Source organism: Pseudomonas sp. GOM6 (assembly GCF_029537485.1).
Taxonomy (GTDB): domain Bacteria; phylum Pseudomonadota; class Gammaproteobacteria; order Pseudomonadales; family Pseudomonadaceae; genus Aquipseudomonas.
In genome coordinates this window covers 196,516-210,604 of sequence record NZ_JARPUS010000006.1, presented here as the reverse complement: position 1 = coordinate 210,604, position 14,089 = coordinate 196,516, and the positions used below count along the sequence as shown (strand labels likewise).

Here is a 14,089-nt window from a genome sequence, read left to right as displayed (position 1 = left end):
TAGGTGGCTCATTTAGCAGCCATCAGTCCTACAAATTTGCAGCAGACGAACCTGGTAGTGACGTCAGCATCTTCAAGATCACCAGCGCAAACGCCCGACTCTTGGTCTCGTTATCCAGCACTTCCAGTGACAGCTTCTCGTGGTCGGTCATGGCATCCAGCACCATGTCCTCGACCCGCTTGGGAAACAGACCGTGCATCACCTGCTCGGGAGAGTGGCTATTGACCTGTGCCATCAGCGCTTCGTCCTTGCTCAGACGACCGACAATGCCATTGGTGTAGTGGAGCTTGTTATCGTCGCTCACCTCGGCACCGAAGATATCGTTCAGCGCCTCGATGATTTCCGATAGCCGTTTCTTCTCCGGGTCATGGGGTTTGCCGCTGCCGAGCCCTGTAGCCGGATCGAGGCCGTAATCGCCTTGCTCCTCACTCAAGCGCAGCTGGTGCTCGGCGCGCTTGGTCAGGCGATAGTGGGTCAGTTGCAGCTCGCCTACGTCTACGTCTTCCTGCTCCAGGCGATCCACGCGCAGCAGCGGGTACAGGTGCTTGGCATACACGCACAGCTGCTCCAGCTCGCGATCCTCATAGGGGATGATCTGCGAGAGGAACTCGTACAGGCGCACGAAGCTCTGCAGGTTCTTCTTGAACAGATCGAGCTGATCCACCTGCTCGCCGGCTTCCTTCACGGCCGCCTCGGCCTTTTTCAGGCCGGCGCTGTCGCCGTTCTGCTCGGCGGTACGCTTGAAGTCCAGCGCGTGCTGGCGAGATTCCTGGGCCAGCTTGTAGCGCTTGGCAAAGCGCTCCCTAGCCGGCGCGCAGTAGTAACTGAGCTTGCTGGCGGCGGCCCTGGGGTCGAAGAAGGCCAGGGCGAACGCCGTCACTTCCTCCCAGTGGTAAATGCCCTCGGCATCCAGCTTCTTCTGCAGGTCATAGATGAGCTGCGGGTCGGTCACATCGGTCAGCTCGGCCTTGGTGTAGTACGGCAGGAAGGCGTCGAGAATGTCCTGGGGATCGTTGAAGAAGTCGAGGATGAAGGTCGGCTTGCTGTCGCCAAAGGTACGGTTCAGGCGCGACAGGGTTTGCACGCAGTCCACGCCTTGCAGCTTCTTGTCCACGTACATGGCGCACAGCTTGGGCTGATCGAAGCCGGTCTGGTACTTGTTGGCGGCGATCATCACGTTGAAGTCCTGGGTGTCGAAGGCTTCCGCCAGGTCGCGCCCGTTCAGGCCGGGGTTGAGCAGGCTACTGCTTTCCGTCACCTCTTCGGGGATCACCCCGTCCGGCAATACGCTGCCGGAGAAAGCCACCAGCGGGTGCACATCGGTGTAGCCCATCTGCTTCACATAGGCATGCACTGCCAACTGGTAGCGCACCGCCTCCTGCCGGCTGCTGGTGACAACCATGGCCTTGGCCTGGCCGCCCAGCAGATGACGGATATTGGCGCGGAAGTGCTCGACGATCACCTCCACCTTCTGGCTGATGTTGTACGGATGCAGGCGCACCCAGCGCGCCAGCTTCATGCGCGCCTTCTTCGAATCCACTTCCTCGTCGTCGCCGTCCGCGTGGGCGATCTTCCAGGCGGTGCTGTAGGTGGTGTAGTTCTGCAGCACATCAAGGATGAAGCCTTCCTCGATGGCCTGGCGCATGGAATACAGGTGGAACGCCTCGGGCTTGTTGTCGGCGCTCGCCGGCAACGCCGGGTTGGCTGGGCGACCAAACAGCTCCAGGGTCTTGGCCTTGGGCGTGGCGGTAAAGGCGTAGTAGCTGATGCGTTCGTTGGGCGCACGGGCGGCCACGGCGGCGTCCAGCAGCTCTTCGGCGCTGATTTCCTCAGCCTCCCCTTCGTTTCCAACAACAGCATCGCTGCCGAGAATCTGCTTGAGCTTGCTGGCCGATGAGCCGGTCTGCGAGGAATGCGCCTCGTCGGCGATCACTGCATAGCGGCCGCTGGCCAGCTTGGGGTACTTGTCCAGGGCATCGAACAGCGCCGGGAAGGTCTGGATGGTGACGATGATGATGCGCGTCTGCTCGGCCAGCGCCTCGGCCAGTTGCTCGGACTTGCTCTGGCTGCCGATATCACGGGTGATGCACTTGACCACGCCCTGGGCGTGCTCGAACTGGTAGATGGTGTCCTGCAGTTGTTTGTCTAGCACGGTGCGGTCGGTAATCACGATCACCGAGTTGAACAGGCGCTGGCCCTCGGCATCGTAGAGCGAGGCCAGTTGATGCGCCGTCCAGGCAATCGAGTTGGACTTGCCCGAGCCTGCGCTGTGCTGGATCAGGTAACGCCTGCCCGGGCCTTCGGCGCGGGTGGTCTCGATCAGCGAGTTGACCACTTCCCACTGGTGGTAGCGCGGGAAGATCAGGGTTTCCTTGGTAACGCGCTTGCCGTCGGCATCCTCTTTAACGCTCTTCTGCAGGTGCAGGAAGCGGCCCAGCACCTTGAGCCAGGCATCCGGCTGGAACAGCCGCTGCCACAGGTAGCCGGTGGCGTACTGGCTGTCATCCGGTGCGGGCGGGTTGCCGGCGCCGCCGTCGAGGCTGCCGAGGTTGAACGGCAGGAAGAAGGTGTCCTTGCCAGCCAGTTTGGTGGTCATCGCCACCTCATCCTGGCTCACGGCAAAGTGCACCAGCGCGCCGCGCTTGAAGCTCAAGAGCGGCTCGGGCTTGCGCGTCAGCGGGTCTTTCACCGGGCGGTCGTAGCGGTACTGGCGCTTGGCGTTTTCCACGCTCTGCTTGAACTCGCTTTTCAGCTCCAGCGTGGCGACGGGGATGCCGTTGACGAACAGCACCAGATCCAGACGCGGGTTGTACTCCCCCTCACGGTAATGGGGCGAATAGGACACCTCCGGCACCACGCGCAGGCGGTTGCACTGGTAGCGCTTGAGGGTGTCCGGGTTCATGCCGTGGTCAGGCTTGAAGCTGCACACCTCAATCTTCACCCCCGGTAGCTTGAAGCCATGGCGCAGCACATCCAGGGTGCCGTCCTGCTCCAGCTCGCGCACCAGCTTTTGCACCAGCACGTCTTCAGGCTTGTTCGGGTTGGCCTTGGCGAACTTGTCCCAACGCTCCGGCCAGGCCTCCTTGAAGTAACCGAGAAAATCCTCGGTATACAGCGCCGTGCGCCGGTCATAGCCGCTGGCCGGGCCGGTGAGCCAGCCCTGGGCGACCATGGCGGTGATGATGTCCTGCTGGAATTGTGCTTCCTTGCTGTCTGCCATTACACGGCCTCTGCTACTGCTAATTCGGGGGCTTGGGTGCTGGCCGGTGGCTGCCAGCCACGTACGTCGATTTTGCCAGTGACGGCGGCGGAGATGAGGGCGGAGCGGCGTTCTTGGAGTAACTGTATCGACTCGAACGATTGCGAAAGTAATGCATCAAATCGAGCATTTGCCTCATCGACATATAAACAAATTGACTCTTGCTCGTCGGCAGAAGGAACCAACACTGGAAGGTTTTCAAAGCCCTGCTGATTCACATAAACCAGTGTTGCCGCAGTGCCAATCAGCTCAAAATACTCTTTTGATAGCGAGACGATACTTCTCAGGTACTCAGCCTTAATTTTTCTGGGCTCAAAAGCTTGAAGCTGTTGATTGATAACAACATCAACAGCGTTGATTGCAACTATCCCGAAGCGTCCGACACAGCTTGCAATGACAGCACCTTTTTTGAGCACTTTAGAGCCTGCCTCACGGGCAGCAGGCTCTGTGACTTTAAGGTTCGTCGCCGAGATATATCCGCCGTTCATATCCTCCATCGTTACCCACGGAATACCTTCACTATCGTTGAGCTCTGGCTTGTTTCGCTGAGGCACGAATATGTCAGATACAAGCTTCGCCCTGCCTACTACCCAATGCGCCGGCACCTCGCCCAGCCACTCCACGCCGGAGTCTTTCATCGGCACCGTCGGGTCGAGACCTTTGGTGACGGCGTGGGAGATTACGGCCTGGCGCTTTTCCTTGAGCAGTTCGATCAGGCGCTGCTGCTCTTCGATCAGCGCGTCGATGCGGGCGGTTTCGTGGTCGAGGAAGCGGGCGATTTGGGTTTGTTCTTCAAGCGAAGGAGTAACAACTCGAATGTTGCCTAAAAGCCCACGACTAATACGCTGCATCGTGGCACCACGAGCAAGATTGCTTGTGTGCTTGAAATACTCTTCGCTACTGAAGAGATAAACGATGAATTTCTTATCGAACTTTGAGTCCGGCCTAAAAATCACGTTATCTACAGAGGTGACCACTCTCCCGCCGAGGTCTGGAACCACGCAGGCACGCCCGATAGGGTTGTTCAAACGAGAGACCAGAACGTCACCCTCGTAAACCTCTGTGCATCCAAGTGCATGGAAAGTTTCTTCAGAAATAAATCCAGCGCCTTGCTCTTTATAAGCACCCTCGCCGACGTTCCCTGTTGTTATGTAGCGAATCCCATCGGACGAAATATCTTTGCTCTCAATCCAGTCACCATCCAAGAACAATGAATTACGCTCAAGCGCCATGTACTTAATGGGAACGCTGCACCAATGATCGGGCACCTGTTCTAACCACTCGACCCCGGAATCCTTGTACGCCGGATACGTCGAAAACCTACTCGGGCTGTCACTGCCCTCGCCCTGCGGGCCAACGGCGGAGCCGTTGTTCAAATTTGCTCCCGACAAATTTGTCATGCCGACAACCCCTCAATCATCTGCTTGATACGGTCGGTGCAGGCTTTAAGGTCGCGGTCGATTTCTTCCAGCGGACGCGGTGGCTGGAACACATAGAAGTGGCGGTTGAAGGGAATCTCGAAGCCGACCACACCGACCTCGCCATCCTGCTCATCGCGCTTGCTTTCGTCGATCCAGGCGTCCGGCACATGGGGTTTCACTTCGCGTTCGAAGTAGTCGACCACCGACTCGCCCAACGGCACGTTCTCGTTGTCGCGCAGGCCGGCATCGGCTTCCGGCTGGCCTTTAACCATGCAGATATCAGCCTCGGGGTCGCGCTCGCTCAGGGCGTTGAGGATGGCCTTCAGCTCGGGCGTGCTGGGGAATACGTCGCGAGTGTTGAGCGCCTTCTTCAGCAGCTTGCTGAACTGCTCGCGGTTGCGGTGCAGCACGCTGGCGTCCATGGCCTGCAGGGCTTCGATCAGGCGCTGGCGGGCCGGGGCTTCGAGCTTCTCGATGGCTTTTTCTTCAAGCACCTTGGCGATGCGCTCGGCACTGGTCTGGAAGTTCAGGCGCAGCGGACGCTCGACGGTGATGCGCCGGTAGCCGAAGGCTTCAACGGGGAAGATCTTGCTCTGCGGCGTTTCATCGAAGCGGCCATACAGGCGCACCAGTTGGTCGATCTGCTCCTCGGTGAGGTACTGGCGCTTGCTGCCCAGCGACTTGCGCATTTTGGCAAAGTGCTGGCTGCCGTCGATCAGCTGCACCTTGCCCTGGCGCACGGCGGCCTTGTGGTTGCTCAGCACCCACACATAGGTAGCGATGCCGGTGTTGTAGAACATGTCGGTGGGCAGGGCGATGATGGCTTCGACCAGATCGTTCTGCAGCAGGTAGCGGCGAATCTCCGACTCGCCCGAGCCGGCGCCGCCGGTAAACAGCGGCGAGCCGTTGAGGATGATGCCGATGCGCGAGCCACCTTCACGCGGGTCACGCATCTTGCTGACCAGGTGCAGCAGGAACAGCAGCGAGCCATCGGACACACGCGGCAGGCCCGGGCCGAAGCGGCCGTTGAAGCCCTTGTCGGTGTGCTCGTCGGTGATCTGCTTCTGCACCTTCTTCCACTCCACGCCGAACGGCGGGTTGCTGAGCATGAAGTCGAAGCGGTTGTCGGCCAGTTGGTCGTCGGACAGGGTGTTGCCCAACTTGATGTTGGAAACGTCCTGGCCCTTGATCAGCATATCCGCCTTGCAGATGGCGTAGGACTCGGGGTTCAGCTCCTGGCCATGCAGCGACACGGTGACCTGCTGGCTGATGGACTGAATGTACTCGTCGCCCTCGGAGAGAAAACCGCCGGTGCCGGCAGTCGGGTCGTAAATGGTAACGATGCTGTTGGGCTTGAGCTTGTCGTCCTGCCCGGTGATCACCAAGGATGTGGTCAGATGCACGATATCGCGCGGGGTGAAGTGTTCCCCGGCGGTTTCGTTGGAGCTTTCCGCGAACTTGCGGATCAGCTCTTCGAAGATGATGCCCATGCCGAAGTTGCTGATGCGCTCGGGGCTCAGGTCGGTGGCGGCAAAGCGTTGCACCACCTGATACAGCAGGTTGGCGGCGGCGAGCTGCTGCACGAAGTCTTCAAAGTGGAAGTGCTCGAAGATCTCGCGGGCGTCCTTACTGAAGGACTGCACGTAGCTCATCAGGTCGGCGGCGGTCTGGGTGTCGGACAGCGTGCCCAGGGTCAGCTTGGAGGCATTGAAGAACTGCTGCCCGGCCGCTCGCAGCAACAGCCGCTCACGCACCAGATCAGGCCGGCCTTCCTGCGCATAGGACTCACGGATCACCGCTTCCTTGGTCGGCTCCAGCACACATTCCATCCGCCGCAGCAGGGTGAACGGCAGAATGATGCGGCCGTACTGCGACTGCTTGAAGTCACCGCGCAACAGGTCGGCAATCGACCAGAGAAAGGCGGCCGTCTGGGAATGGTTTTCCGTGTTCACGCTACTGCTCCTGGGTGATCGGTCAAAACCGCTACTTTAACCCTGTGGGCGTCACAAGGTCAGGGCAATGAAGGGGCAATCTTTGGTGCAGGATGGTGCGCAAGTCGGCACGCAGGGAATCCCTCGTTTAACGCAACCTGGCCAGCGACATAGCAAGCGCGTGACAGGTTAACAGGCGGGTTAACACGCTATTAACCACATTGGATCACTACGTGCGATAAGGCCTGGCTGCGAAAAGCTAGACGCAGTTTCAGATGCCTAGATAGCAGACATACCCGGTTTGGCATGCTGAGTCTGTCTATCTAAGATGGCCGTGGGCACATTGGTGAGCCCACCCTGTAACCCCTCGCATGGAATGGCCGGAGGGCAACATGATCGTTCTCAAAGTGGTGGGTATTCTCCTGCTTCTCATCTTTGCCTTGCTCAGCCTGGTGGTGTTTCTGCAGAGGCGCAGCGATAAACGTCGCCTTGTAGAGATGCGAGCAGAGCTCCAGCGCAAGACCGAAGCGGGCATCAATCCGTTTGATGATGGTTTCTACTGTTTCATGCTCAAGGATGGGACGTGCCGCTCTGGCTATATCGAGCGGTCACCAGCTGAATAGCCTGGCTGATGCGATACCGTTGGTCGGTTGTTTGATTGGCCCTTGGGTAGGTGTTGGGGGCTGAGCAATGCTGCTCCATTTTCCGCCCAGCAGCCGGCACCGTGTACACCAGTATGTACACCTGGTTCACGTCTATCTAAAAAATGCCTTATTAATCAATGTCATGCGTACCAAGTTAGAAGCACGCCGGAGCGCCAAATACAAAGCCCTGGGCGAATGCCCGGGGCTTTTTCGTTTCAGTCCTTGGCGCTGCGCCTTTTCTGCTGGCACGACATAGAAAAACGGCCCCGTTTGGGGCCGTTATTTCAGCTCAGGCTTGGCGCCAATGGTCAGGCCCGGCGGCGGCGCTGCAGCCAGACCACCAGGGCAAACAGCAGCAAGCCCGGCAGCCACATCAGCTCCTTCGGCCAGCGTGCGGTGGGCGCGCGCACGGTGACAATTTCCTGGTCGAACTCCAGGCCGGCTTCGGCCGCGGGGCTGCTGAAGCCGACGCTGTCGATCAGCACCTTGCCGTCCTGCTCGTAGGTGACCAGGCCGAGTTTCTCCAGGCGCTCCTCACCCGTGGCGCCGTCCGGTACCGGTAGCAGCACGCTGAACACCCGCTCATCGCCGACCGCATCCTCGCCGCGAATACGCAGGCGCAACTGGCTGTCGCCCTCGATCTCGCCCAGGGTCTGGGCCAGTTGGCTCGGCGGCACGTCACGGTAAGGGTCATGCACCATATCCATCCAGAAGCCGGGGCGGAACAGGGTGAAGGCGACCAGCAGCAACAGCACGCTCTCGTACCAGCGGCTCCTGACCAGGAAGTAGCCCTGGGTGCCGGCGGCGAAGATCAGCATGGCCACCGTGGCGACGATGAAGATCAGCACGCCGTGCCAGAAGTCCACGTCGATCAGCAGCAGGTCGGTGTTGAAGATGAACAGGAACGGCAGCGCCGCCGTGCGCAGGCTGTAGTAGAAGGCGGTGATGCCGGTCTTGATCGGGTCACCCTTGGACACTGCCGCGGCGGCGAACGAAGCAAGGCCCACCGGCGGGGTCACGTCGGCCATGATGCCGAAGTAGAAGACGAACAGGTGCACGGCGATCAGCGGCACGATCAGGCCGTTCTGCTGCCCCAGTGCCACCACCACCGGCGCCAGCAGACTGGAGACCACGATGTAGTTGGCGGTGGTCGGCAGGCCCATGCCGAGGATCAGGCTGAACACCGCGGTGAGCAGCAGCATCAGCAGCAGGTTGCCCATCGACAGCAGCTCGACCAGGTCGGCCAGCACCAGGCCGACACCGGTCTGCGACACGGCGCCGACGATGATGCCGGCCGCCGCAGTGGCGATGCCGATGCCGATCATGTTGCGCGCGCCGGCGATCAGGCCTTCGCGCAGGTCGATCACGCCGTCCATGAAGGTGCCGTGATCATGGCTGCCGTCATGGCGCATCCAGCTCAGCAGCGGGCGCTGGGTGAGCAGGATGATCACCAGCATGACGCTGCCCCAGAAGGCCGACAGGCCGGGCGACAGGCGTTCGATCATCAGGCACCAGACCAGCACCACGACTGGCAGCAGGAAGTGCAGACCGGACAGCAGCACGGCGCGGGTCTTGGGCAGTGCCTCAATCGGTGCGTCGGGGTCTTCGGCCGGCAGTACCGGCACGCTGGCGGCGATTTTCAGCAGGCCGAGGTAGACGATGGCCAGCAGCACGCCGATGCCGCTCAGGGCGTGCTCGCCCAGCGCCGGCTTGAGCCAGCCGAGGCCGTAGTAGACCGCCAGCGACAGGCCGCTGATCAGCGCGGCACCGAAGGCGAAGCCGGTCAGGCGACGCAGCCAGGGCTTGGGTTGATGGCCGCCGATAGGCTGCAGGCCCAGCTTGAGGGCTTCCAGGTGGACGATGTAGAGCAGCGCGATGTAGGAAATCGCTGCCGGCAGGAAGGCGTGCTTGATGATCTCCACATAGGGTAGGCCGATGTACTCGACCATCAGGAAGGCCGCGGCGCCCATCACCGGCGGCATGATCTGGCCGTTGACCGAGGCGGCCACTTCCACCGCACCGGCCTTTTCCGAGGAGAAACCGGTGCGCTTCATCATCGGGATGGTGAAGGTGCCGGTGGTGACCACGTTGGCGATGGACGAGCCGGAAATCATCCCGGTCAGCCCCGACGACAGCACCGCCGCCTTGGCCGGGCCGCCGCGCAGGTGGCCGAGCAGGCTGAAGGCGAGCTGGATGAAATAGTGGCCGGCACCGGCGCGTTCGAGCAGCGCGCCGAACAGGACGAAGAGGAAGACGAAGCTGGTCGACACGCCGAGGGCAATGCCGAACACGCCTTCGGTGGTGATCCACTGGTGGTTGGCCAGGGCGGTGAAGCTCACCCCGCGGTGGGCCAGCAGGCCGGGCATGTAGGGGCCGGCCAGGCTGTAGATGAGGAACACCAGGGCAATGATCGCCAGGGGCGGGCCGAGCGCACGGCGTGTCGCTTCGAGCAGCAGCGGGATGCCGATACAGGCGGTCACCAGGTCGGCGGTGGTCAGGTTGCCCGGGCGCTGTGCCAGCTGCTGATAAAAGATGAACAGGTAGGCCGCGCTGGCGGCGGCGATCAGCCCGAGGGCGATATCCAGCAAAGGTACCCGGTCGCGAGGCGAGCGCTTGAACGCCGGGTAGGCGAGGAAGGCCAGCAGCAGGGCGAACGCCAGGTGGATGGAACGGGTTTCGGTGTCGTTGAACACGCCGACGCCGAACACGAACGGCAGCGGGGAGGCGATCCACAGCTGGAACAGCGACCACAGCAGGGCCAGGCCGGCGATCACCTGGGCCATGGCTCCCACCGGCAGGCGTGCGCCGACGTCCTGGGCGATCAGTTCCTCGGTGGAGAGTTTCTCGTCATGCATGGGTTGGACCTGAACATGAAGTGCGAATAAACGGCAAAACCCGCGGCCGAGTGACACGCGGGCTCTGAAGGAAGGCTAGTTCAAACAGGGCCGCCCCGGTTGGCGGGGCGGCTGTGGCTTACAGCCAGCCGCGTTCCTTGTAGTAGCGCTCGGCACCTTCGTGCAGCGGCGCGGTCAGGCCGACCTTGATCATGTCCTCGGCCTTCAGGTCCTTGAACGCCGGGTGCAGGCGCTTGAAGCGGTCGAGGTTGTCGAACACCGACTTGACCAGCTGGTAGACCACTTCCGGGTCGGCCTTGGCCGAGGTAGAGAGCACGGCCTTGCCGCCGATCGACGGGGTCGCGCTGTCGTTGCCCTTGTACAGCCCGCCGGGAATCTCGGTCTTGCTGTAGTAGCTCTTGTCCGCCAGCAGCTTGTCGATGTCGGCGCCGGTCACCGGCACCAGCACGGCGTCGACGGTGGTGGTGGCTTCCTGGATCGCACCGTTGGGATGGCCGACGAAGTAGGTCATGGCATCGATGTTGTTGTCGCCCAGAGCGCTGGCCTGTTCGGCCGGCTTGAGCTCTGCGGCCAGGGCGAAGGCGGATTTGTCCCAGCCCTTCACGCGCATGATTTCTTCCAGGGTGTCGCGCTGGCCGGAACCCGGGTTGCCGATGTTCACGCGCTTGCCCTTGAGGTCATCGAAGCTGGCGATCTTGGCGTCACGGCGGGCGAGGATGGTGAACACTTCGCTCTGCAGCGAGAACACCGCGCGGATGTCCTCCATGGCACCTTCCTTTTCGAACGGCGCAACGCCATTCATGGCCTTGAACTGGTGGTCCGACTGCATGATGCCGAAATTGAAATCGCCACTGCGGATACCGTTGACGTTGGCCACGCCACCGCCGCTGGCCGGGGCATTGCACTTGATGCCGTGGTTGGCAGTGTCACGGTTGAGGAAACGGCAGATGGACTGGCCCGCCACGTAGTACACGCCGGTCTGGCCGCCGGTACCGATGGTGACGAATTTGTCCTGCGCCTGGACCATACCAGGCAGAGAAGCGGCAAGAGCGGCGGATAGGGCCCAGGCCAGGGATTTTCCTTTCATGGATGATCTCCATTTGTTGTTCGGTTTTAAGTGCCGCGACCTTGTGGGTGCGGGGCATGAACCATACAGCCTAGACCCCTCTGATAAAAGTCATGGGAGCTTTTGCTTACGAATCGGGCGATGTACCTGCGGGGTGAAAGAAAAACGGCCCCGGTGGGGCCGTTATCTTCAGCTCAACCAGCCCTCGGCCTTGGCCCGGGCAACCGCCTGGGTGCGTCGCTGTACACCCAGCTTGACGTTGATACGTCGGGCATGGGTTTTCACCGTGTGCAGGGAGATGTACAGGCTTTCGGCGATCTGCTGGTTGGAGTGGCCCTGGGCGATCAGGCTGAGCACGGCCAGTTCGCGCTTGCTGAGCAGCGACTCGCTGGCGTTGATCACCTCGTTCTGCCCCGTGGTTTTGCGGCTCAGGCGCTGCAACCAGCCAGGCGCCTGCTGCTCCAGCCATTGCGGCTGACGGTTCAGCAGCGATTGCACCGGCAGCAGCTGTTGTTGTTGCTCGGCCTCCTGCAGGCCTTGCCGCAGCTGTTGCTCGGCCTCATCCGCCTGGTCGAGCAGATACAGGGCTTCGGCCAGACACAGGCGGGTCTGGGTGGCCAGGCTGGCATGGCCGCTGCGCAGGCACTCGTCCAGCAACTGGCGCAGGGCGAGCAGCGCAGTGGCTTGGTCGCCCAGAGCCATGTTGCTGCGTGCCAGGTACAGCTGGGTACGCGGCAGCAGGTCGTAGAAGCCAGAGGGGGCCTGCAGGTGATCACGTTCGAAACGCTGAAGCACACGCTGGAAGACCTGGCGGGCACGCTCGGCCTGGCCCTGATGCAGCAGCATGCGCCCCTGGGCCAGCAGGATGACTTCGCGGTAGCGCACCTCGGGCACATGCAGCCACTGCATCTGCCGCTCGGCGCGCCGCAGCAGTTGCTGCGCCAGTTCGGTGTTGCCCTCGTACCCAGCCAGTTCGGACAGGCTCAGGTAGCCAAACAGCATGTAGGCATCCTCGCAGGCCTCCGCTTCCTGCAGCCCTTTGCGCAGGCTGGCGCGCGCCGCCTCACGCTCGCCGCGCTTGTTCAGCAGGGTGCCGCGCAGCAGCAGCAGGCGCGCCAGAACCGGGCCGCGCAGGCCATGGTCCTGCAGCAGTTGCAGGTACTGTTCGGTCTGCTCCAGGGCGCGTCCGGGCTCGCCGGTCATGTTCAGCAAGTGGACGTGGTCGACCCCGAGCAGGGCCTCGAACAGCACGTTGCCGCGCAGACGGGCCAGGCGCAGACCTTCCTCGCTGTGTTGCTGGGCCAGTGGCAGGTTCTGTTCGGCACAGGCCTGCTGTGCCAGGGCCTGGTGGCAGAGGATGTGCAGCGACCAGGACTCTTCGTCCAGCACGGCCAGGGCCTCGCGGCAATGCTGGGCGGCGCTGGCCAGGCCGCGCTGGCGATGCAGCACGCCAAGCACCGCCTGGTACTCGGCGATCAGCTGCTGCTGGCGGCGGGGGCTGCGTTGCGGCAGAAAGCGACCGACGTCAACCAGGCACTCGTCTACCTCGTCCAGGCGCGTACAGATAATCAGGGCCCAGGCCTGCAGCAGGATCAGGCGAGGTGCGCTGGAAAACAGCTCGGCCGGCAGCTCGTCGCGCCAGTGCAGGAACTGCGCGACGCTCTGGCCGATCAGCAGCTGGTCCTGGCCATAGCGTTGCAGGTAGCTGGCAGCGACTTCCGGCTGGCCCGCCAGCAGGGCGTGTTCCACGGCCTCGCGCACATCGCCCTGGCCGGCGAACCACTGGCAGGCCAGTACATGTACATGCTGCGCGCCCTGGGTGGCAGGCAGGCGCTTGAGCAGGCTGGCCAGCGGACGCCACAGACGGAACCAGGTGCCGGTGCCGTCGAGGCTGCGCAGGAACAGCTGACGTTGGCGCAGTTGTTCGAGGATGTGCTCGCCGTCCAGTTCCTCCAGCAGATGCTTGCACAGGGCTTCGGAGAAGCGCGGGATGCGCGCCAGGATCAGCAGGGCCTGGCGCAGGGTGTCGGGCAGTGCGGCCAGCACTTCGCGCTCGACATACTCCTGCAGCAGTGGTGTGCCGGCGGCCAGACGTTCGCCGAGCTGGTCGGCATTGCCGCCGAGCAGCAGCAGGCAGACGCCGGCCAGCCAGCCCTCGCTGTGCTGCAGCAGTTGCTCTTGCTGTTCGGGCGAGAGGTGCAGCTGGCGGCGTTCGAGTAATTGGCCGAGCTCCTCCTGGTTCAGGGTCAGGGCGTCGGCATCGAGTTCCTGCAGGTCGCCCTGCAGCAGCAGGCGGGGCAGGTTCCAGGCTGGCCGGCGCCGACCGCCGATCCACCAGCGCAGGGTATGCGGGCCGCGCTCGAGCAGGTGGTCGAGGCAGGCATCCAGCTCGGCGCACGGCTGCCTCGGGTAGTCATCGAGAATGATCCACAGCGGCTGCTCGACCCGGCCGAGCAGCTGACTCAGTTCGGCGCAGGGGTCGCCGTCGTCATGGCTGAGCTGCAAGGCTGCGGCCAGGCGACCGAGCAAGTCTGCGGGGCTGATGGGGTGGCCGAGTAGATCCAGCCAGACCACGCGGGTATCGGCGGGGGCCTGACGGGCACATTCGTTGAGCAGGACGCTCTTGCCGAAACCGGCAGGGGCGCACACCAGGCTCAGGCGATAGTCGCCAGCCAGCAGTGCCTGGGTCAGGCGCGGGCGGGCGATATGCGCGGCCGGTAGGCGCGGCAAATGGTGTTCCGCGTGCTGTTTGCCAGCAACGGGATGCAAGGCGCGAACCTTGTTCTGCATGGTCGAGGCCTCGGCTGTTTATTTTAGTTGTAGCGAGAGGTCGATCTTATCCGCTCGCCAACTCAATTGGGCAGCACGGATAAAAAAGGCGACCACGAGGGTCGCCTAAAGTCTGGAGCAACG

General features: G+C 62.3%; 7 protein-coding genes. 1 reads left to right on the top strand and 6 read right to left on the bottom strand.

From position 1 onward, the window contains the following. Positions 1–28: 28 nt before the first annotated feature. The 3 genes from P7A97_RS09640 to P7A97_RS09630 are packed head-to-tail and all read right to left on the bottom strand — an operon-like array spanning position 29 to position 6,632. Positions 29–3,220 carry a DEAD/DEAH box helicase family protein gene (locus tag P7A97_RS09640; protein ID WP_277689716.1) on the bottom strand — a complete coding sequence of 1,064 codons (3,192 nt, stop codon included), beginning with the start codon at positions 3,218–3,220 and terminating at the stop codon, positions 29–31. Beyond that, positions 3,220–4,635: a restriction endonuclease subunit S gene (locus P7A97_RS09635; protein WP_277689715.1), complete on the bottom strand. Its 1,416-nt coding sequence runs from the start codon at positions 4,633–4,635 to the stop codon at positions 3,220–3,222. Before P7A97_RS09635 ends, P7A97_RS09640 begins: the two co-directional genes overlap by 1 nt. A 20-nt stretch (positions 4,636–4,655) precedes the next feature. After that, entirely contained in the window at positions 4,656–6,632 is a 1,977-nt protein-coding gene (locus P7A97_RS09630) for a class I SAM-dependent DNA methyltransferase (protein ID WP_277689714.1), read from the bottom strand. A gap of 371 nt (positions 6,633–7,003) precedes the next feature. Here P7A97_RS09630 and P7A97_RS09625 point away from each other — a divergent pair, with 371 nt between their 5' ends. Then, on the top strand, positions 7,004–7,234 hold the full coding sequence (locus P7A97_RS09625) for a hypothetical protein (protein WP_277689713.1): 231 nt from the start codon (positions 7,004–7,006) through the stop codon (positions 7,232–7,234). A gap of 329 nt (positions 7,235–7,563) precedes the next feature. On the opposite strand, the gene P7A97_RS09620 is transcribed toward P7A97_RS09625, so the two are convergent. The 3 genes from P7A97_RS09620 to P7A97_RS09610 form a co-directional block, all read right to left on the bottom strand. Continuing rightward, positions 7,564–10,110 carry a TRAP transporter permease gene (locus P7A97_RS09620; RefSeq protein ID WP_277689712.1) on the bottom strand — a complete coding sequence of 849 codons (2,547 nt, stop codon included), beginning with the start codon at positions 10,108–10,110 and terminating at the stop codon, positions 7,564–7,566. A gap of 118 nt (positions 10,111–10,228) precedes the next feature. Next, the gene (locus tag P7A97_RS09615) at positions 10,229–11,197 is read right to left on the bottom strand and encodes a TAXI family TRAP transporter solute-binding subunit (protein ID WP_277689711.1); all 969 of its coding nucleotides are present in this window, start codon (positions 11,195–11,197) and stop codon (positions 10,229–10,231) included. 168 nt (positions 11,198–11,365) lie between these two features. Next, positions 11,366–13,966 (bottom strand): LuxR C-terminal-related transcriptional regulator, encoded by a 2,601-nt coding sequence (locus P7A97_RS09610; protein ID WP_277689710.1) that lies wholly within the window; start codon positions 13,964–13,966, stop codon positions 11,366–11,368. Positions 13,967–14,089: the final 123 nt, after the last annotated feature.

Bases quoted from the DNA above. Each gene is read 5' to 3' on its own strand.
- P7A97_RS09640 (WP_277689716.1), bottom strand. From the start codon at position 3,220: ATGGCAGACAGCAAGGAAGCACAATTCCAGCAGGACATCATCACCGCC.
- P7A97_RS09625 (WP_277689713.1), top strand. From the start codon at position 7,004: ATGATCGTTCTCAAAGTGGTGGGTATTCTCCTGCTTCTCATCTTTGCC.
- P7A97_RS09620 (WP_277689712.1), bottom strand. From the start codon at position 10,110: ATGCATGACGAGAAACTCTCCACCGAGGAACTGATCGCCCAGGACGTC.
- P7A97_RS09615 (WP_277689711.1), bottom strand. From the start codon at position 11,197: ATGAAAGGAAAATCCCTGGCCTGGGCCCTATCCGCCGCTCTTGCCGCT.
- P7A97_RS09610 (WP_277689710.1), bottom strand. From the start codon at position 13,966: ATGCAGAACAAGGTTCGCGCCTTGCATCCCGTTGCTGGCAAACAGCAC.